General features: G+C 29.2%; 17 protein-coding genes. 11 read left to right on the forward strand and 6 right to left on the reverse strand.

From position 1 onward, the window contains the following. Positions 1-173: 173 nt before the first annotated feature. Genes N3C_RS11885 through dndB form a run of 5 tightly spaced genes read right to left on the reverse strand, consistent with a single transcriptional unit; the run spans position 174 to position 6678 of the window. Positions 174-1367 (reverse strand): cysteine desulfurase family protein, encoded by a 1194-nt coding sequence (locus N3C_RS11885; RefSeq protein ID WP_074366244.1) that lies wholly within the window; start codon positions 1365-1367, stop codon positions 174-176. Further along, positions 1364-1750: a DndE family protein gene (locus N3C_RS11890; protein WP_074366245.1), complete on the reverse strand. Its 387-nt coding sequence runs from the start codon at positions 1748-1750 to the stop codon at positions 1364-1366. Before N3C_RS11890 ends, N3C_RS11885 begins: the two co-directional genes overlap by 4 nt. A gap of 2 nt (positions 1751-1752) precedes the next feature. Beyond that, positions 1753-3915, reverse strand: coding sequence for an AAA family ATPase (locus N3C_RS11895; RefSeq protein ID WP_074366246.1), 2163 nt, complete (start codon positions 3913-3915; stop codon positions 1753-1755). Continuing rightward, the gene (gene dndC, locus N3C_RS11900; protein ID WP_074366247.1) at positions 3902-5554 is read right to left on the reverse strand and encodes a DNA phosphorothioation system sulfurtransferase DndC; all 1653 of its coding nucleotides are present in this window, start codon (positions 5552-5554) and stop codon (positions 3902-3904) included. Before dndC ends, N3C_RS11895 begins: the two co-directional genes overlap by 14 nt. 50 nt (positions 5555-5604) lie before the next feature. Next, positions 5605-6678, reverse strand: a complete 1074-nt coding sequence (gene dndB, locus N3C_RS11905) for a DNA sulfur modification protein DndB (protein WP_074366248.1) — start codon at positions 6676-6678, stop codon at positions 5605-5607. A gap of 248 nt (positions 6679-6926) precedes the next feature. Here dndB and N3C_RS11910 point away from each other — a divergent pair, with 248 nt between their 5' ends. Further along, complete coding sequence (locus N3C_RS11910) at positions 6927-7382, forward strand: hypothetical protein (protein WP_074366249.1); 456 nt, start codon at positions 6927-6929, stop codon at positions 7380-7382. A 698-nt stretch (positions 7383-8080) separates the two neighbouring features. On the opposite strand, the gene N3C_RS11915 is transcribed toward N3C_RS11910, so the two are convergent. Further along, on the reverse strand, positions 8081-8320 hold the full coding sequence (locus N3C_RS11915; RefSeq protein WP_074366250.1) for a hypothetical protein: 240 nt from the start codon (positions 8318-8320) through the stop codon (positions 8081-8083). Between the two features lie 110 nt (positions 8321-8430). On the opposite strand from N3C_RS11915, the gene N3C_RS15465 reads away from it, so the two are divergent. The 10 genes from N3C_RS15465 (at position 8431) to N3C_RS11955 (ending at position 20575) form a co-directional block, all read left to right on the forward strand. Continuing rightward, positions 8431-8556, forward strand: a complete 126-nt coding sequence (locus N3C_RS15465) for a hypothetical protein (RefSeq protein WP_278281136.1) — start codon at positions 8431-8433, stop codon at positions 8554-8556. A 402-nt stretch (positions 8557-8958) separates the two neighbouring features. Continuing rightward, complete coding sequence (locus N3C_RS11920) at positions 8959-9843, forward strand: hypothetical protein (protein ID WP_074366251.1); 885 nt, start codon at positions 8959-8961, stop codon at positions 9841-9843. A gap of 33 nt (positions 9844-9876) precedes the next feature. Then, entirely contained in the window at positions 9877-14022 is a 4146-nt protein-coding gene (locus tag N3C_RS11925) for a DEAD/DEAH box helicase (RefSeq protein ID WP_074366252.1), read from the forward strand. 1 nt (position 14023) lies between these two features. After that, positions 14024-14515: a hypothetical protein gene (locus tag N3C_RS11930; RefSeq protein WP_074366253.1), complete on the forward strand. Its 492-nt coding sequence runs from the start codon at positions 14024-14026 to the stop codon at positions 14513-14515. Positions 14516-14523: 8 nt separating this feature from the next. Beyond that, positions 14524-15474 (forward strand): DUF1848 domain-containing protein, encoded by a 951-nt coding sequence (locus N3C_RS11935; RefSeq protein ID WP_074366254.1) that lies wholly within the window; start codon positions 14524-14526, stop codon positions 15472-15474. Between the two features lie 32 nt (positions 15475-15506). Beyond that, positions 15507-16793 carry a tetratricopeptide repeat protein gene (locus N3C_RS11940; RefSeq protein ID WP_074366255.1) on the forward strand — a complete coding sequence of 429 codons (1287 nt, stop codon included), beginning with the start codon at positions 15507-15509 and terminating at the stop codon, positions 16791-16793. A gap of 78 nt (positions 16794-16871) precedes the next feature. Then, on the forward strand, positions 16872-17027 hold the full coding sequence (locus tag N3C_RS15105; protein WP_178377816.1) for a hypothetical protein: 156 nt from the start codon (positions 16872-16874) through the stop codon (positions 17025-17027). 88 nt (positions 17028-17115) lie between these two features. Next, positions 17116-17751: a hypothetical protein gene (locus N3C_RS11945; RefSeq protein WP_074366256.1), complete on the forward strand. Its 636-nt coding sequence runs from the start codon at positions 17116-17118 to the stop codon at positions 17749-17751. A gap of 302 nt (positions 17752-18053) precedes the next feature. Continuing rightward, the gene (locus N3C_RS11950) at positions 18054-19304 is read left to right on the forward strand and encodes a mechanosensitive ion channel family protein (protein ID WP_143312670.1); all 1251 of its coding nucleotides are present in this window, start codon (positions 18054-18056) and stop codon (positions 19302-19304) included. A gap of 269 nt (positions 19305-19573) precedes the next feature. After that, the gene (locus tag N3C_RS11955) at positions 19574-20575 is read left to right on the forward strand and encodes a LacI family DNA-binding transcriptional regulator (protein ID WP_074366257.1); all 1002 of its coding nucleotides are present in this window, start codon (positions 19574-19576) and stop codon (positions 20573-20575) included. The last annotated feature ends 211 nt before the right edge of the window (positions 20576-20786 follow it).

The following is a 20786-nucleotide window of genomic DNA, read 5'->3' on the forward strand; positions in this document are numbered from 1 at the left end:
CTGGAAATAGCATCCTATTCTAAGTGGACGAAAGAAGATATTGAAAAAAGACAAGGAAAAATGGCTGAGGAAGCAGTGGATATATTTACATTAGATGTTGATAAGATTCGTTAATATTTTTGATGTGAAATGTAATTAACAGTTAAAAAATCAGACCAATAGGGTCTGATTTTTTAAAGTAAATTCACACAAGAAGATATTTCTTCTAATGAAATATATTTATTTAAAGATATTCTAATAAAATTATTAGGGAAAATATTTTTCCCTAAAGCTTCAATAACATAAGAAGGCTCACCAATACTACAAGCTGATCCAGAGGAAATAGCAACATCATTGCTTAACTTTTGAATCAACATTTGGTTTATAACACCAGGTAAAATTACTGGTATAACACCAGGAATATGATATTCTGGATCTCCTAAAAATTCAGCATTAGGATATTTAGCCTTAATTAATTTTTTTACTTCAGCTTCAAGATCTCTTAATTTCTTAACATAAGCTTTCATATCTCTTTTTGCAATTTCAGCAGCTTTACCAAATCCAACAATGTTATGTACTGCATGCGTTCCAGCCCTATAGCCGTATTCTTGTTCTCCACCATGAATTAAAGCCGTTAAATTAGGTAAAGCATTTTTGTTTTTTCTCATATAGCAGGCACCAACGCCTTTTGGACCATATATTTTATGTGCAGAAAAAGAAAGAAAGTCTACTGGTACTTGATTTACGTCAATATCAACTTTTCCTAACACTTGAGTTGCATCGGAATGAAATAAAATATTTTTTTCTTTAACTATAGTAGATAACTTTTTTATATCATTAAGGCTAGCAATTTCATTGTTTCCCCAAATCAAGGATACAAGTGCAGTAGTATCTTTTAGTGATTCCATTAAATTATTTTCTTCAACTTGACCATATTCATTAACATCTAGAAAAGTTACTTCATAACCTCTATCTACTTTAGGAGTTTCAACTTTTCTAGTAACATAGGATTTTCTTTTATTTTTATCTTTATTTATATATACTTCTCCATTAAGAAATTTACATGTTTGAAGAACAGATTTATGTTCAACTTTGGATGTTATTATATGATTTGCGCTCTTTTCATAATACTTTTTATAATCAGCCACACCTTTTATAACTAAATTATTGCTTTCAGAAGCTCCACTAGTGAATATAATTTCATCATGTTTAGAATTTATAAGGGAAGCAATTTTTTCTCTTGCTTCCTCAACTGCTTTTTCAGCATTTTTGGCTAAAGTGTAATGTCTGCTAGAAGGATTACCGTATTCCTCTTTTAAATATGGTAACATGGCATCTAATACTTCAGGATCAACAGGAGTGGTAGCGCTATTATCTAAATATATCATATAGAAACATCTCCTTTATTAATTAACAGCTTTAGGAACTTCTCTAGATTTCCACCTGAATATTTATAAGTTGAATGTAGTAATTCTGTACCACGATCTATATGTTTTTTAGTATAAGTAGGAAAGTAATCATCATCTGATAGATGAACTCCTAATTTTGATTCCATCAAGCATTTGTATAGTGCATCTTGATCACCAGTAACTGTGGTTCGTTGTAGTTCCATCCCATTAGTGTCACTCACATAGTCTTCTATAGATTCATCTTTTTTTAAAGATAATGCAATGGCAATTTTACAAAGAATAAAAGGTTTTAAGTTTGTGCTTGCACCAATTTCGTCAAAAATATCTTTTGTTTTTTTTGATGTTTTAAGTCTAAATCCCATAATTACACCTCAAAAAAGTATCCATTGTGTACTTTTGTTTTTCTTTCTTTATCTAAAAATTCAAGCAAGTACTCGTTACAGATATAATCTTTCATAATATTATAAGATTTTTGGTCTATTTCTTCATTTGTAGAAAGTATTATAACTTGTTTACTTACATTAGGAAGATATTTTGTTGTTAAAGAATCTCTATGAGTTTCATCTATTCTTGCATATGGTGTATCTATAACAAACGGTATTTCAACACCGGAAGATTTTATTAAAGCCCATACTAGAGATAATATATAGATTTGCTTTTCTCCCTTTGAAAAATCATTGATATTGAATTTAGTTCTTAAAATTAAAGATTCAAATTTCAAATGAGTTTCTACTTTTTTTAACAGTTCTTTCTTAGTAGATGTACTATAGTAATTATTTAAATCCTCAATAAATTTACTACCATATTTCTTTTCAACCTCATCAATTCCTAAATTCTTAAGCAAATTATATACTTCTATAGAACTATATTCTTTGTTTATATACAAAGTAGTTTCGAAATTATTTTGAATCTCAATACTATCTATATAGTTATCTTTTCGGATCAATTCCTTAAAAATAGATATAAAATTATTTTCTATTTCTCGAATCTTGTCTTTTGTAAGTTCAAATATTATCTCATCAAGTGTATCTACTAAAGTATTGGTCAATTCAAGAGTTTTACTACTTTGCATTGATTGTAGATAAGCTGACTTTGCTTTTTTTAATTTGTTATTAGAAGAAATAATCTCTTCATTCAATATTTCTATTTTACGTTCTATAGATTCAATCTCCGAATTAGTTTGTGCTATTTCTTGGTTTAATTTTAGATTTATATCTAGATAATTTTCCAAGATATCTTCATTAACTGAAGAGTTAATTTTCTCACGAATGTATTTTAATTCTTTAGCTATCTCTTCTAATCTAGTATATTTCTCAGCAATCACTGAATTAAGAGTTTCTTTGTTGTTAAGGATATAATCAATGTTTGTAAGAACATTTTTTTTATCATCACTTGACAATTGATGTATAAATTTAACGTTGGCTAGACTTTGGATATCGAATAATTTGTTTAATATTAAATTGGGGAGCATAGATAAATCTACTGTTGAGTCTGTTAATATATTTGCTTCTATTAAAGAAGATCTTAATGCAGATTCATCAAGCTTATTTTTAAAATTTTCATAAGTTATTAGTGAATTCTCATCTAATATTTGCTTTTTTATTTGTTCTAAAATATTGCTGCATAGCAGAAGAGGGAGAATATCATTACAAAAGTCTCTTATATACTGGTTAATTTCTTCTCTTTCACGTTCCAAAGCATTTTGATTTGAAATTAAAGCAGCTTTTTCGCTTTCAAGCAGTCCGCCAGAACTTCTAAATTCTTCTTCTAAATTTGATTTTTTTATATTTAAATCTTCTAACTTCTGGCGTTCAGATTCTAGAGAAGCTATTAAAGATTCAAGTGTTGATTCTTTATTTTTGAGATCTTCAGTAGCTAGATGGTATTCATTTTCTAAGTTTGCTATTTCATTAGTACTAAGAGCAATATTTCTTTGATACTGTAATAGATGTCTTTTAAGTATATCCAAGGTATCATAGTTACTTAATTTAAGGATAGACTCCTTAAGATGCATGCTAGCGCTCTTGCCTATAAATGAATCGGATAAATTTTCACCATCGAAGAAGAAAAAGTCAAATAGATTTGGAGGTATTAATGATGTCAAATAATTTTCAAAGAATTTCTTTTTTTCACCGATTAATGGCTTATTATTCTTAGTAACTGTAAAATTTTCTACTAACTTTTTGTCTTCAAAGGTCCATTGTCTTAAAAGAGTATATATATTTTGGTCTGTACCTTCAGCTAAGAGTATTGTCACACTAACATGGGAACTAACAACTGGTTCTTTGTAAGCATTATGGTTAATATTTGATTTGATTTTAGCTATATAGTGTGATGTAAAGCCTTGGTATCCATAAGTTACGGGACCATAAATGCATAATTTTATAGCTTCAAATAGAGTTGATTTTCCAGCACCATTTTCTCCACCGATTAATACTATATTCTTATGTCCAGTGGGGGTGAAACAAAATTCAGTCTCTTCTTCGTACGATCTAAAATTTTTTAAATTAACTTTATTGATTATCATATGCTACCGCCTCATAAATGTCTTTATATAAATATTTTTGATTTAATGTTTTTTCTATGATTTTACTTAAGCTAGATTTATTTGAATAAAATTTTAATTTATCTGTTTCTACTAATAATGATACTAATAAGTCCTTTGAAATACCTTTCTTTTCACATATATTTTCTATTTTTGTTATGGCTACTTCTTCAAGCAAAGGTTTTTTAAAATCATGCCAAGGTAATTTTTTATTAAATACTTCTTCATAGATGCTTGTTAGTTTACTTCTCGTTAAATCTTGCTCATTTTGCCATATATCATCTATAGCTTTGAGCTCGCCTTCTGTAATAAGATCAAATTCAATACCTTCATTTTCTTGCATGTATTTTTGAAGTTCTAACAATTTTTTTAAGATGATTTGTCTAGCTTCAAAAGTAAATGGACCATATCCAAGTACATTTATATATTTACCTTTTTCATCTTCTAATACCTTATTTAGATCTATTTTATTTAAGTCATCTTCTAGTGGTAAAAGTTCTAAATATAATTTATCTTTCTCATTTAAATTAGTATTATTTTCACCTATAAGAGTTAAAGTTTCTTTAAATTTAAGATTTATAAAAGTTTTTCCGTTATTATCTCGTATTAAATTATGTTCATTTATATATCCATTTTCGTCAATTGGTAAATGCTTTAAATATACTTTTCTATAGTAGTGATTTCCATCTCTTCTATACTGCATTCTATATTCATGCTTATCTCTAATGCTTAAAAGCCATTCTCTGAAATCTGCAAGAGGCTGTAGCCAATGTTCACCAGATTCGATAAATCCACTTAAAGATTTATCTTTTTGAACAACAGTACAGATCCAACAACCAAAACGAGAATTACCGCAAGATGGTGTATCTATTTCTCCTTTACTATTTGAGGTTATTGTAAATGGACATTCACCACCATCTGATCCCATATATAAACTGAACAATTCGTTATTGTCGCTACCCCAAGGACTAACACCACCATTACCTAATAAGATAGTCCACACGTCATCAGTTGATAAATTGACAATTGGATTATAAACGTAGGTGTTATTCAAAGTAGCATGTGGAGTAAGTAAATATCCTTCGATTTCTCTATTTTTAATTCTTATCATTCTAGCAATACTTTCAGCCTTTCTAACACCTAGTAGAACAACAACTTCACCATTTTCAGCGATTTTTTCTTGAATAAATGCATTTGAAGGTTTGATCTTTAGTTTTTCTGTACACCATCTAAATCTGATAGATGTAGGTGTTGGGAGTCCTTTACCTATTACATTTGCCCAAAAGGTATTATTATAGTCAGGGTGTACCATGTGAGCTTCAATTGGTAAATCAAGGCTTATTGCAGCCTCATTTATTTTATTAGAATTTTGTTTTAAGAAACCTAAAACAATGGGATTTTCTATTAGGGTATCAGAGGATACGATGTATACTTTTTTTGATCTTTCATCTTTAGGTAAACGTTGAAGCATTTTAAAAACAAATTGTACAACTAAAGTACTATCTTTACCTCCACTGTAACCTATTACCCATGGGCGCTTATCATTTTTGTATACAAGTTCCATTTCATCTAATATAAATTTAACTTTGTCTTCTATTGAAAGATCTTTTTCATAATCCATAGGAGTTCTCCTTTCTTATGTTGAGTAGTTTGTTGTACAGTTCAGAATATTTATTTGAACTCCGATTCTAGTTTTTCTTCGTCTTTGCTAAGTGGAATCCCAATTTTTAACTTGATAAGATTGCTAGTTAATTTCACAGCAGTAGAGTTTTTTATTACACGTCCGCTCTTGCCGATAACTCTATTTTCCCAATCATTGAGATTACTTCTACTCCAGTCAATCTGATTAAGCTTTAATAAATAATCTTTCCAATTAGGAATATTACTTTTGTATAGGTAATTTCCTACTATTCCAAGAGCTTCAAGGACTACACCATAAGAACTAATGTAATCTTTTCTAAAAATATAAGGACTAATTTCTTTATTAAATACAAATTGCCAGTCTTTGAAGTTATTACAAAGAAATTCCCAGAACTCTATAGCAAATTCTTTAGCTTTATCATCCACATTACATCTAGCTAATAACTTTTTATTAGTCTCATTTATTGAACTAAGTATAAATAACTTAGTCGAAAACTTTGATAATGATGTATTTTCTTTGTCTGTATAATTTTTTAAGTGAATATTTTCCTCCACAATGTTTTTTGTAATTGTTGCAATAGGATCTCTGGAATCATAAAGTATGCCTAAAGATTTAGAAACATTAACTGCATGTTTATTTAAATCAGCAAATATCTGTTGACTTCGTTTCAAGCCTTCATCTACAAATAATACAACTGAAATTGTTTCTTCACCAAGTTCAGGAATTACTTTTAATGCTTCTTCTATAGCAGCTCTTCGGTGTTGACCGTCATTAATCAGAAGACGACTATCCATTGATACATTTAAAATCCCAATGTCTTCATTTTCAAATCCAGGAAAAGAAACAAATTCTAGTTCTCCATCAACGGAGGCAGTTAATGATGAAAAGACATAGTCTTTAGGATTATTAATTATGTAATCTGCTATTTCCGGAACACGGTTTCGATTTAAAGTTCGTTGAGCCCTATATTCGGCTGGTAAATCTTCTTCATTAAAGATGAATAATTTTGATAATACATTTAAGGGACACATTATCACATAATAATCTCTTTTAGCCTGCTTTCCCTTGATTGCAGGGAAAGAGTAATAAAAATTCTTTTTCATAAATCTCATCCTTACGTACGTAATTATACGAAAATTATAACACTTTTGAGTAATTAGTACAATGGAAAACCTTGGCATCAATTAAACAACTAAGATAATTATAATGCTTCGAATATCTGTTTGCAATAATTCTAATTATTTAGTATAAATAACTAGAGTTTGCTGAATATTTAGTATTGCATTACGTACGTATATAGTGTAAAATACAAACAATTACGTACGTAATAAAAAGTTGTGGGGTGGATTCAATGATAAAAATTATACATAATATAGATTCAAGTAAGTTTAAATGGTTATGGGCAAAATATGTTGTTTCAGGAGATGATAGTAAACATTGTACAAATTGTATTAAAGGAAAATATAGCAAAAAATTTAGTAAACACAATGAAAATTTTAATTATGAGACTGAAATTTTATTTGATGAACAACAAGAATTTAAAGCTATTTACATATGTGGTGTTATTAGCAAAGGTTATAGTCAAAAGAAAAATTACCCTCATAATTTACATCTTGCTATAGAACCTAAAGAAGGGACAAAAGATGTTTTTGAATTTGAAAATTGGAAGATTGAGATAGAGAATGGAGTAGTACTGAAAATTCCAAACATCGAAGAATTGCCAGAAAAGTATTTAGGATTACCAGATGAATTCGTAACCTGTAGGATATTTAGGTGGAGTGTTGGGTACTTTTTTAATTATAAATAATTTAATTAATAATATGTTTATTTGATTTAATTATTTAAGTAAGCATTAATAAAATTATAAGATGCAGGAGTAATTCGTTAATTATATTAAAATTAATAGTATAAATTTTAAGCTTGAAATTAAATCGAGACTGTTTCTTAAATTGTATTCTTGACCGTATTTTTGAAAAATACAAAGGTATAAATTAAAAGAATAATTATATTAGGAAGTCCTAAATATTTTGGAAACATTATAAGTAATATTGTAGGGATTATATAGAATAATACAAGTAAAGTGATGTTTTTTACATTATATATAAAACGTTTTTTTAAAATTAGATCTATTAGAGTTACTAGGTATATGTAATCGCAAAGCATAGCTATAAGAAAAGCAATAATCTGTATTTTTACGTATAAAGGTGATTGTTCAATCTTATAAGCGTATAAAACTGATAGTGATAATAGTGGTATGAATATAATAATAAAGATGAATGGTAGAATAATTGATTTTAAATTAATTTTTCTGAAAAAGAATTTCATTTGATTTATGAATGAGATTTTATGATAATTACTAATCGAATCGATTTGTAAAGACTTAACATATTGAATCTGTTCTTGAATTTCTGACGATAAATTTTTGATACTTTCATTTGAGCTTATATTAGTCCAATCGATATCATTAATTTTATTTATTAATTTTAATGGTAAATAAGGGTAAGCTTAAATAATGAGTTGTTGAATATTGCATATATCATTTTCTGTGAATTGAGTTGTCTTAATTTTAAATAATAGTTCAGCATAAAGAGTTAACGCTTTGTCTGCACGTTCTTGTTCATTAAGTTCATTTTCTATATAGTTTTTTCTTATTTCTTTATAGAACCAAACTAGAAACATAATCATAGCGATGAGGGCAAAACTATAGAAATCCCCCTTAAGTAAAATTTCAACTAATTGATCCATATGTAATGCCTCCCTATTATTAACTGGTAATTTTATATATCGTATAGATTTATAAAAACTTAAGTTGTGTAATTTATCCTAAATATAAAAATACTGATAATGATAAATTTTTGAGCAAAGGAGCCGTTACATTTTCAGAAGTTTTTAGAGCGAGAGGAAGCGAAGCTGACATGGTATATGTAGTAGGACTGGATAGAGTTGCCGAAGAAGAAAGTAATGTAAATTTAAGAAATTAGGTCTTTGTTGTTTTAACTAGGGCAGGGGGCTGGGTAAAATTAATGGGGATTGGATGTTATCCCATGTATGATGAAGTAAGAGAGTAATTGAATCAAATGGCCGTTTTAAATTTATCTAAAGGCGACCAAAGAAGCAGGAAATTATTGATTTAGAAGTGTAACGAATTTTTGATGAAAATACAGTTAGAAATTTTATTGTTACTAGCTTAATATTTTATAAAATTACAATTTATGATTAAAAATCAAGCGGCCACTACTGTGACCGCTTATTTTAATATTTTAGATTAGTTAAGATATCAAAAGCCTAATAAAAGATAGCTGTTTTTATATTTTCCTGTAATAAATTTTCACATATAATAAATTATACACTCAAATTAGTATTATGATGAAAAGAGGCTCACAATGGATAAACTATATGATTTTATATTTGAAAATACATATAATAAAACACTGGAAGATCTTCAGGATGAAGAGGCTGCTAAAATAAGAGAAGATGTAGTAGTTTTAAGAAAATCTTATCAAGACAAAGTATGTGTAACTAATTATAATATGGACAGGCTAAGAAGGGCCTATATGATCTGTTATTTTCCCTATTATTTAGACCCTGCTTATGATTTGTTGAAGAATTCTGTTATACCTCTTATCAAAGAAAATATAATGTCGAATAATAAAGTATGTTTAAGCTATTTTGCCGGAGGGCCTTGCCCTGAGTTAGTGGGTACCTTAAAGGCTTTTCGTGATAGTGGTATTAACAAAAAATTTGAAGTTAGAATTCTTGACTATGAGCAAGGATGGAAGGAGCAAAGAAAGATCACTCAAAAGGTAATAAAAAAATATTTACCAGAAGTTAAATTAAGTCTTCAGACTTTTTCCGGTTGTGATCTCATGCTTGATTGCGGATTTTGTAATAACTGCTGGGAATATTGTAAGAATGAGTTGTATAGGAAGACAGATATTTATTTTATGCAAAATTGCTTAAACCATATTTACCAAAAAGCCGAGGTTGTAGAGAATATTAAAAATAAGATATCTTATGCTAAATCTGGTGCAATATTTGTGATAATAGATTTAAAATATGACAGAGTAGAAGAGATTATGGGGAAATTTATTAAAGACATAGAAGGTGCTGCTAAAGTAGTAGCTACCAATGTTGGAAAAGAAGTTGCTTCAAAATATTTTAATGAAGTAATACCAGATTTATTGAAGAAAAAGATTTTTAATGGACAAGATGGTCTTAAAGCTAAAAAATTGACAAAGTATTATTATGCAGTATTAATTAAAGGATGATTCTATATAAGTGCTATGAAGAGGAGTAAAGGGATGAAATTAGACAATAATTTACTTGATTTGTGCTTTGGACTAACTGATATGTACGAGGCATATTTTAAAGATAAATTGAGAGATAATTTTATTAGTGAAAAGGATATTGAAGAAATAGTTAATAATTTTGATTTTCGAAAGGAAATAATATTTTCCCTTAACAAGGAATATAAAAAAGGTGCTAAATTCTCGGAATTTTGCAAGGCAGAGAATATAGATGAGAGAATAGTGAATCTCTTAAAGTTTGATGGATCTTTATACCTACATCAGGAGAAGGCCATTAAATCTATAAGAAGTGGCACTTGCACCGTAGTTTCTACTGGTACAGGCAGCGGTAAAACAGAATCTTTCTTAATTCCTATATTAGATTATTGTCTAAAGACAGCTTCAAAGGGCATAAAGGCAATTATAATCTATCCAATGAATGCACTTGCTGGCGACCAGATGAGAAGAATTGCAGAAGCTGTAGAGGGGACTGATATTACCTTTGGAATTTTTACAGGAGCTACTCCAGACAATCCAAATGATAAGAATTCTGGAGTGGTGCTAAGTGAAAATCAAATTATTTATAGAAAGGATATCATTGAGAAACAACCAGATATATTAATAACAAATTATGTAATGTTAGATTATATACTGACAGATCCTAAAAAGAGAAAGATGATTGAAGCTTCAAAGGAAGTACTTAAGTATAGCGTATTAGATGAAATTCATACCTATAGAGGCAATAAAGGAACTCATATTAAATATTTATTGCATAGATTAAAAAGCTACCTTAAGGATGATATAGTTCAGATTGGTTGTAGTGCCACCTTAAGTAGAAGTAAAGAAGGGGAAAAACAGGAAGGTTATCTTGCTGGTAGTGAAATTGATACATATGTTAAGAAAATGTTTGATGTGGAAAGTTATAATTACATAGAACCGGTTTATGAAAAAGAGTTAGATAGCTCTAGGCCCTTGCAGGATAAGGAGTATATGGAGCTTGAAAATCACTATATTACCAAGAAGGTAAAGGACTTTTTATCCCATGGTAGCAAAACTTTGAAAGAAATATTAGATAAGCTTAACGGTGAAGAAAATACCATAACTATAGATGAGTTCAGAAAATTTTTAATAAAAATAGTAGATATGAATAATAAATATCCAGAGTATCCTGTATTGGATTTTAGGATTCATATATTTTTTTTAGAGATTAGTAATATTTTAAAAAGATGTATAAACTGTGGCCGATATCATACTAGTGTTTTAAGTAATTGCAGTGATTGTGGACATCCTGTCTTTCCAGTTTACAAGAAAGATTATACAAAATGTATAGGAAAGGTTAAGGGCAATTTACTTACTAATGAAGTGTTACCAAGTAGTGACGACAACAGTTCAACATTTTACGTGTTAATAAATAATAAAAAACTTGGACTAGAGCAGCGGCCCTTCGATGGGGATAAATTGCAATTTAAAGGTCATTATCAAATTGTTGATGACTGTATAAGGTTAGAATATGAAGAAGATGGCCTACTAGAGCTCTGCTATTTAAATATTGAAGATTACGAAAAGGGCTTAATTAAGCTTGAAGAAACTCAAAAGAAAGAATTCTTACACAATGTTTTTAAACAAAGTCTCCAAAAACTTAGTGAAAAGGAAAGAAAGATACTTGCTTTTATTGATAATAGAGAAAGTGCAGGTAGATACAGTGCAATTTTTAATGATGAATTCTTAAGTAATTTTTTTATGGAATCCGTTAGATTTGTAAACAGCCAATGTAAGAATTTAAATATTAAAGAAGTATATGCTTTAGTAGTTGAGGAAATTGAAAAATTAAGGGAAAAAAATTACGATTCTGAACTTATAAATATATTACTAAAAGAATTTAAGCTGTGGTTTATTAGAAGTATAGCTATACCAGAAAACAGTGGTTTAGAAAAAACTCCTAAACTAGTGCTTTTAGATAAGGAATTAATTAAGGATAAAGTAGAGAAAGAATTTGTGGATATATTACTTAAGGAAAGAATATTAGATAGAGAAGCTTTAAAAGAAAAGGGGAAATATATAAGATTTCATCTTGGTTATTCCCAATATAAGAAAGGTGCAGTAATAAGTAAGGTAAAAAGAGATGGTTCTTCAAAGTACAGTTATTTATCCTTTGCTTCTGATGGACAAAAATATAGAGATTTTGCCAATAAGTATCCTAATAGAATGGGCAGCTTAGTTGCTTTACTATCTAATAAGGAAGTTCTTGTATCTGAAAAATTAGATTCTAATAATTATATTTACTTTTTAAATATTTCAAAGATAGGTTTTAATAAAGAAAATACTACTTATAGCAGCATAGAAGAAATTTTCTTAAAGGAGGTCTTTTGGGCCGGTGCTCATAGCTCAGAGGTATCAGAAGATACAAAGCATAAACATGAAGAAGATTTTCAAAATGCTAAGTTGAACTTGCTTATTTCTACTCCTACTTTAGAAATGGGTATTGATATAGGAAAATTAAATATGGTTTATATGATAGGGGTACCGCCCATGCCTTCTAACTATGCTCAGAGAGCAGGAAGAGCTGGTAGAAAGGGAAATAGATTTGCTTTACTTCTTACAATGTGTTCCGAAAGTAATCATCATGATATGTACTATTTTAACAATCCTAAAGAAATGATCGAAGGGGTCATTACACCACCTTCCTTTGATGATAGAAATACTAAAATCCTAAAAAAGCATATTAATGCCCTTTTAATACCGGATATAAAAGGATTGGGTAGTAAAGTTGATATTAATAGATTTATGGTTTGCTGTAGGAAAGTTTATGGTGATTTATATGATTATGAAAAGCTTATTCCTAAATTAGTAGAAGTATGGAGAAAGTTTGAAGTTGATAGATTATCTCAGCATAAATTATATGATTTAGGCCTTTACCCTGATTATTCCTTTAGAAGAGATGAAATTAAGGCTATAGATATCAAGTATGAAAAGGCCCTTAAAGAAAATCCAGATCTTGATGATAAAGATTTTATCCTATCCACTAGAGAACCAGAGATAGCATACAAAGAATTTTTGCCAGAAAGTTCGATGTTTATAGGAGAAAATTACTATAGATTTACCAGTGAAGGAAATTATAAAACCTTTGAAACAGAAGATTATGGAGCTATACGTCAGTATGATAGTATTTATTGTACTGATAAAGTTCAAAATATTTACAAGAATAGAGAGAGAATAAAATATATTACTGTAATAAAAATAAGACCTAAGAAATCTATGATCCATAAAGATTTAAATAAAGATGAAAACATAACAGCTTATTTTGAAAAGTCTTTACCAATTTTTTTTATAAACAGAGGTAGAAAATCAAAGGATGAAATTAAGAAATTTAATGATGAAAAAGGTGAATTTTCCATAGGATATAATGTTAAAAGGGATTCAATCTTATTTGAATTAAGCAATAAAGTTGTTAGTTTAAAACATGTTGTAAGTTTATTTTCTGCTCTTGATAGAACAATGAAGGATGAATTAGGGCTGGATGAAGCAGAATTAGGCTGGTTGATAGATGAAAGTTTAGAGTTTGAAAATAAAAAAGAAGATAAGAGTTATGTTGTATTGCATGATAAAACTGGCTGCGGAAATATTGATATGAATAAAATATTTAAGGATTTAAAATCGTTGATAGACTTAGCTTATACGAAACTAAAAAAATGCAATTGTACTACTACTAGCGGTTGTTACTTATGCATGAAAGGATATAATATCCAGAAACATTCGCCCTTTATGAGTAAGAACGATGCCATCATGTTTACAGGCTATCTAATGAATTATAATAAGTTTAAACCGGAAATTACTATAGAAGACGAAGGTTTTTATTCTGAATTAGATTTATACATTAAACTTAATTCTGCTAATAAAAATATTGTAATTACTTCTGATGAGGGAGAACTTTGCAATGAAAAATATTCACAAGATAATTCTGATATATTTAAAGTACTGAGCCATATTTTAAAAGACAAGGTAGATAATGATGACTATGAATCCGTAGCTATACACTGTAAACAGGACTATATAGTTAAGGCAATTAATGAAGAGGGAAATTTGAAAAAGGGTTTAGAGGAGTTTAAGTTATTTAAATTTTATTCTTTAAGATTTAAGTCAGTAAAAGGAGTTAAAATATAGAATGTCATACAAGTGTGAAGATGATATTAGAGCAAGAATTGATATATTTTCAAGGGTAATAGAAAATACTAGTTTTTCTATTAAAGAGCACATGGTAAGGGATTATCTCATAAAATACGAAGTTTTTATAGATGGGATTTTTAAAGGGATATTGCAAGTATTTTATAGTCCAAATAAAAAAGCTTTTCGTTTAGTTAGTGAAAAACTTCCTGAAGATATTTTCTTACAATTGAAGGAGCTTTTTGATAAACCATTAAAAGAAGATAAAGAAGAAAAAGTACGAAAAAAAGACCGTAAGGATAAACTTTATCATAGGATTAATGCTTATTATGAAACTTTAGAGCCTTGGCGAAATAAAAACTTTGATTTTTTCTGTTTTAGTGAAGAATTAGCAAAATATTTTGATGATAAGACAAAAAAAGAGTTAATAGAGAATAGTGATAATTTTGATATACTAGAAGAATATTATTTAAAGCTCATAAGCAAAAAGTAGGTGTTTAAATGATACTAAGTGTAAGTAGACGTACAGATATACCATCCTTTTATTCTGAGTGGTTCTTTAACAGGATTAAAGAGGGATATGTATATGTAATCAATCCTTTTAATAGAAAACAGGTAAGCAAAGTATCCCTAAGGGCTGAAGATGTGGATTGTATTGTGTTTTGGACTAAGGACCCAAAGCCAATGCTTAATATGTTAAGGGAGCTTAAGGACTATAAATATTACTTTCAATTTACCATTACTTCTTACAGAAAGGATATAGAAACAAATTTAAGGCCAAAGAAGGAATTAATTAAGACTTTTAAAGACTTATCTGAAGCTATAGGTAAGGAAAAAGTCATATGGAGATATGATCCTATTCTGTTAAATGACTTTTATACTAAAGAATATCATTATGAATGGTTTGAAAGGTTTATGCAGGAATTAAGTCCTTACACAGAAAGATGTGTTATTAGCTTTATTGATTTTTACAAGAAGACGGAAAGAAGTATAAAGCATTTAAATATAAAGCAATTTAATGAAGAGGATATATATGAAATGGCTGAGGTTTTATCCAAAATAAGTAGGGGATACGGTATAACTTTAGAGGCCTGTTCAGAGAAATTTGATTTAAGCAAGGTTGGTATAAATCCAACTAAATGCATTGATGATAGGCTAATTTCAAAGATTATTGGAGCAGATATTAATGTAAAAAAAGATCCTACTCAAAGGGAAGAATGTGGCTGTGTAAAAAGTGTAGATATAGGTCAATACAATACATGCATTCATGGATGCGCCTACTGCTATGCTAATTTTGATCATGAAAAAGCAAAGCTTAACTATAAAAATCATAATTGCAACTATCCCTTATTAAGTGGTGAACTTTTAGGGGATGAAAAAATTACAGTTAAAAAAGCAGAGCACTTGGAGAAAAAAGAAGTAGAAATTATACAGGAAAGCTTTAAGATTTAATTTTTTGAAATAATTAAATGGAGATGAATAATATGCAAAAATCTAAATCCTTTGATGCTAATAGGTTGTACAAGCTACAGCGATATGATGAAGTTATTAAACTATATGAAAATGTGGAAAGAGACTATATTTTTAATGAGTGGGATTACTATTACTATTTAAATGCTCTAAAAAAGATGGAACGATATAGAGAAGGTCTAAAATTAAGCTTTGAAGTTCTTAAAAGGAATCCTCAGTATAAAAGGGTGCAAGATATTTATTGCTGGTTTATATATTATGAATATATTAGAAACTTCCATTATCAAAATGGAAATGAAGGAGACTTTTTTAAGGCCGTTGATTTTATTGTAAAGTTTGCAGAAAATAATGAGTATACTCCTTATAGATATAGCCTATGGAAGGCAGTAGATTACTTAGAAAGCAAAGCCAGTATAAATTATGAAAAAATCAACTATTATATATCATTGCTTTCTCCTAATATTTTATCAGCAGAACCTAAGAAATTAATGAAAGATAATAAAGAGATGAAACTAGCTTCAGAGCGAGAAAAGTGGTATTCCATTAAAAGCAAAGCTCTCTTAAAAAATGGACAGTATGAAGAGTGTATAAGAATTTCACAGGAAGCTTTAAGAACTTTTAAAGAGTTGCATCATGATAATAATATTTGGTTTAATTATAGAATTGCAGTATCAAAAATAGAATTAGGAGACTTAGATAGAGCTGAAGAAATATTAGTTAACCTTTTAAAAGAAAAAGAACAATGGTTTTTGTATGAATCTATGTTCAAGATTTACATAAAGAAAAATGATTTTGATAAGGCTCTAAAGTTTGCAGCCTCTGCTGCTTTGTCCTTTGGGGAACATAAGCACAAGTTAAAACTTTATGAAGAGATTTCAGACTTTATTTCTCAAAAAGGTATGGAAAAAGAAGCTTACTACCATCTATTGCTAATTAAAAAGGTCCGTGAAGAAAATGACTGGAAGATAAGTAATGAATTTTTGGCCAAGCTTTATAAATATAATGAAGAAGAACTGAATAAAACTAGCTTGATTAGATACTTAGAAGCTTTTTGGAGACAGTATAAGTTTAAAGGAGAAACTAAGCTTAAAGGTGTGATTAACAAGATTCTTCCTAATGGAAAAGCTGGTTTTATACAGGGAGAGAATGGACAAAGATATTATTTTAGAATGAATAGTATATGTAATAGAAAAATGAGTGTGGAAGAAGGAAAAGAGGTTACTTTTTATACTAAAGAAAGCTTTGATAGGGTGAAACACAGAGTTTCTATGGAAGCAATTGAAATTGTGATATGTAAGTAATATTTATCAACTTCTTATTATGAAATCTCTTCTTTCGGGAAAGCTAAGGATGATAATACTATAGGAGGAGTTGATAAAATGTCAGGTAGAAATGATGGTAATGCAAAAAGTAGAGGCAGGCAAGATCTAGCATCTAAACATCCTGCAAGGCTTGATCAATTTGCAGATGATATGTTTGGTAAGGATGATAGAAAGGCACAGGATGAGGATATAACTTCTAGAAGAGAAAAATAATGTACGCCCCAGATGCATAAGCTTCTGGGGCGTGCGGTTTATGTAGAATTATGTTATAATACCATTAAAAGTCTTCAGGAGGGAACAGATGGAGAAAAGATATAATGGAATAATTATATTTGGTGAAATGGGTTCAGGCAAGGATGAACTTGCTGATAAACTTATGCTTTTATCTCCTAAAGTTGTAAAGTATAATCTTTCTGCCTTAATTAGAATAATACAACCTTATGTCTCAGTAAGTCCAGAATGGATAGGCAATGAAAGAACCCTTTATCAGATCTATGCAGATAAGCTTAGAGAGATTGATATTAATATCCTTAATAAATACACTATAGGTCTAATCTATGAAAAAATAAAAAAGGTCTTTAAACTAAATATAGCAGAAGTGGACAAGGATAGTTTTGAAATTGTACTGGAAGAAAATATTAAGCGTGTAAGAGAAATTGAGATTCCAGTAATTGTAGGGGGCAGGACCATTGCAGATTATGACTTTTGGACTAAGAAAGGCTTCTTAGCGGTGGGCCTAAAGGTTGATAAAGATATTAGATTTGAAAGATTAATTTTAAGAGATGGCCTTGAAACAGCAAAGAATAGTAATAGCAACCACAACACAGAAAGGGATGTATTATATATTGTTGAAAATCTTTGCCATTACCTAATAGATAATAATGGTACTAAGGAAGAGTTAAAAGAGAAAGCTAAGGAATTGCTTCAGAACTTTTAGAGTTATGAGTCATACGTTTGGATTAATTAGCAATGTTAATAAAGAGCATGTAGCCTAAAAATTAAGGCTATATGCTCTTTTATGTTAATGGATTTATATTTTTTACTTCTTCTACTAAAGTGATATATTGATATGAAAGTGTAGCAGGTATATAAATTTCACAAATAATACAAGCTATTTTTAGAAACAAGAAAATAACTTAATTTAAACTTAGAAATCTTACTTTATTTGAAGTAAAACAGGAATAGCTGATGAAAAACTGCAATATTATAAAACAGAAGAAAAGTAGGGAGGGAGTAAGGATGATAGAAGCGATAGAGAGTGTGTTAATCGATTATGGTGCCAATGAAAGGATAGCTCTACTTTTATCTAATATAATTGCAGTGATGTGGATTGTTGGAATTAGCTTTGCTGCTGATAAAGTCATTCAAAAATTTCTACTTAAATATGTAAAGAAATATATAAAAAATACTAGGTTTAAATGGGATGATATTTTGTTACAGAAGAAGATTTTTCAGCGTCTTGCCCATATAGTACCCTTTGCTATAATACATATTTCTGCACCTCTCTTTCCTGCTTATAAAGTATTGATTCAAAAAATAGCCTTTACCTGTATGGTGATAATTATTTTGCCAACGGCAAGTAAGTTCCTGGATGCGATAAATGAAATTTATTGCCGTTATGAAATTTCCAAGGTGAGGCCAATTAAGGGATATCTACAGGTTATATCCATTATTCTGTACATAGTTGGTACCATCATTATAATTAGTGTATTAATAGATAGATCTCCATGGATACTATTAAGTGGTATTGGAGCTGCTACAGCAGTGCTAATGCTTATTTTTCAAAATTCTATATTAGGTCTTGTTTCTAGTATTCAGCTAACTACAAACAATATGTTGCAAATTGGAGACTGGATCGAAATGCCTAAATTCGGCGCAGATGGTGATGTAATGGAAATATCCTTGCATACAGTGAAGGTTCAAAACTTTGATAAGACCATAACTACAATTCCAACCTATGCAATGATTTCAGAGTCCTTTCGAAATTGGCGTGGTATGAAAGAATCAGGGGTTAGAAGAATTAAGAGAGCAATAAATATTGATATTACCAGCATAAAATTTTGCAATGAAGAGTTACTAGAAAGATTAGAAAAAGTTCCTTACTTAAAAGAGTATATTGTAAGTAAAAGAGCAGAGCTTGATGATTATAAGCAGGGATATAGAGAAAATATTGCTGGAATTTCAAAGGGTGTAGGGTTAACTAACATTGGAATCTTTAGAGTTTATGTAGAAAATTATCTAAAAAACCATCCTAATATTTGTGATAATTTAACCCAAATAGTAAGGCAGCTGCCGCCAACAGAAACCGGACTTCCTATTGAGGTATATGCCTTTATAAATAAAACCGATTGGGAAGAATACGAAATAATTCAGGCGGAGATTTTTGATCATATTTTTGCTGTAGTTCCTGAATTTGATTTAAGAATATATCAAGAACCTTCAAGTTATGATTTTAATATGAAATACCTTTTAAATAATAAGGGACAATGAAAGCCTTAAATCACATGAGAATAGATTTGTATAAAATAATTAGTTATTACAAAGATAATTCTAAGAAGATCTTTGTAATAACTATTTGCACATGAAGAAATGTAAAGGATTTAAATTATTTATAAAAAATTTTCAGACTATATTGACAAGTTATATTGTAGGTGATATTATTAAATCACAAGATAGGTAAAGGATTACGTAAAAGGTTTACGTAAAATGTTTACCTAAGATTTTCTTAAAAGCATCATTAATGGACAAGAGGTGAGATGATGAGCACCAAAAAATTGTCTATAGTTGATATAGCTAAGATGGCTGGAGTATCAACGGCTACAGTTTCAAGAGTTATAAATAAAAGTGGAGGCTATTCAGCTGAAACTGAAAGAAAGATTTTGGATATAATTGAAAAGTCTAATTATACTCCAAACGTAAATGCTATAGGGCTAAGGACAAATAAAAGTAAAAGTGTAGGTATAGTTGTCCCAGATATAACAAATGAATTCTTTGCTAAGATAGTTAGAGTAATTGATACATTTTTTTTAGCACATAAGTATTCCGTATTTATTTGTGACTCTAACGAGAATGAGCAAATAGAGGATATGCATATAAATAATCTTATTGAAAAAAACGTTGATGGTATTATTTACATATCCGGACGTACCGATGTTATGGAAATAGATGATAAATATTCTATGCCGGTAGTGTATATTGATAGAAAGCCTAATCATGCAGATGTTCTCATTGAGTCAGACAATATTCATGGAGGATACTTAGCAGGTAAGGAACTTATTGAGAAAGGATGTAGAAATATATTATTCTTAAGGGATAGTAGATCTGTTTCACCAGTGAGACATAGATATAGAGGGTTTGTGCAAGCATTAAATGAGATGGTCAATAAGGTAGATGAACCTATTAAATCTTTTGAGGTTAGTGTAAACCCTGGTTATGAAAGTGCCAAAAGTAAAACCGCTGAGATTATAAAAAAAGAGCTTTACTTTGATGGAGTTTTTGCAACTAATGACTTAATGGCTTTAGGATGTATACATGCATTAATTGAAAAAGGTTATAAGGTTCCTGAGGACGTTAAGGTAGTAGGATTTGACGATGTTTCTATTTCTAGATTTTGTAACCCACCTATTACAACTATAACTCAAAATACTGATGAATTAGGAAGATTGGCTGCAGAAGCTTTATACAAATTAATGAGAAAAAAAGATATTAAGCAGAAAGAAATGATAGTACCAGTTTCTCTTAATGTAAGGAAATCAACTTAATATTCATTGAAAAATGAAAATGTTAATAAGTACTATAGGGATATATTTAGCTTAAATGTTGAAATATATTTTTAAGCTTTTCGGACAAGAAAAGCTTTTAAAAATAGGTTTTACGTAAACCTTTACGTAAAACGTTTAACTTGGCTTTCCATTCCAGGAAAGCTTAAAATATAATAATTACGTAAACCTTTACGTAAAACGTTTAATTAAC

The sequence above is a fragment of the Clostridium sp. N3C genome (assembly GCF_900095445.1).
GTDB lineage: Bacteria > Bacillota > Clostridia > Clostridiales > Clostridiaceae > Clostridium_AU.

Excerpts from the sequence above, each read along its gene's own strand:
- N3C_RS11885 (WP_074366244.1), bottom strand. The coding sequence starts at position 1,367 with ATGATATATTTAGATAATAGCGCTACCACTCCTGTTGATCCTGAAGTA.
- N3C_RS11890 (WP_074366245.1), bottom strand. The coding sequence starts at position 1,750 with ATGGGATTTAGACTTAAAACATCAAAAAAAACAAAAGATATTTTTGAC.
- N3C_RS11895 (WP_074366246.1), bottom strand. The coding sequence starts at position 3,915 with ATGATAATCAATAAAGTTAATTTAAAAAATTTTAGATCGTACGAAGAA.
- dndC (WP_074366247.1), bottom strand. The coding sequence starts at position 5,554 with ATGGATTATGAAAAAGATCTTTCAATAGAAGACAAAGTTAAATTTATA.
- dndB (WP_074366248.1), bottom strand. The coding sequence starts at position 6,678 with ATGAAAAAGAATTTTTATTACTCTTTCCCTGCAATCAAGGGAAAGCAG.
- N3C_RS11910 (WP_074366249.1), top strand. The coding sequence starts at position 6,927 with ATGATAAAAATTATACATAATATAGATTCAAGTAAGTTTAAATGGTTA.
- N3C_RS11915 (WP_074366250.1), bottom strand. The coding sequence starts at position 8,320 with ATGGATCAATTAGTTGAAATTTTACTTAAGGGGGATTTCTATAGTTTT.
- N3C_RS11920 (WP_074366251.1), top strand. The coding sequence starts at position 8,959 with ATGGATAAACTATATGATTTTATATTTGAAAATACATATAATAAAACA.
- N3C_RS11925 (WP_074366252.1), top strand. The coding sequence starts at position 9,877 with ATGAAATTAGACAATAATTTACTTGATTTGTGCTTTGGACTAACTGAT.
- N3C_RS11930 (WP_074366253.1), top strand. The coding sequence starts at position 14,024 with ATGTCATACAAGTGTGAAGATGATATTAGAGCAAGAATTGATATATTT.
- N3C_RS11935 (WP_074366254.1), top strand. The coding sequence starts at position 14,524 with ATGATACTAAGTGTAAGTAGACGTACAGATATACCATCCTTTTATTCT.
- N3C_RS11940 (WP_074366255.1), top strand. The coding sequence starts at position 15,507 with ATGCAAAAATCTAAATCCTTTGATGCTAATAGGTTGTACAAGCTACAG.
- N3C_RS15105 (WP_178377816.1), top strand. The coding sequence starts at position 16,872 with ATGTCAGGTAGAAATGATGGTAATGCAAAAAGTAGAGGCAGGCAAGAT.
- N3C_RS11945 (WP_074366256.1), top strand. The coding sequence starts at position 17,116 with ATGGAGAAAAGATATAATGGAATAATTATATTTGGTGAAATGGGTTCA.
- N3C_RS11950 (WP_143312670.1), top strand. The coding sequence starts at position 18,054 with ATGATAGAAGCGATAGAGAGTGTGTTAATCGATTATGGTGCCAATGAA.
- N3C_RS11955 (WP_074366257.1), top strand. The coding sequence starts at position 19,574 with ATGAGCACCAAAAAATTGTCTATAGTTGATATAGCTAAGATGGCTGGA.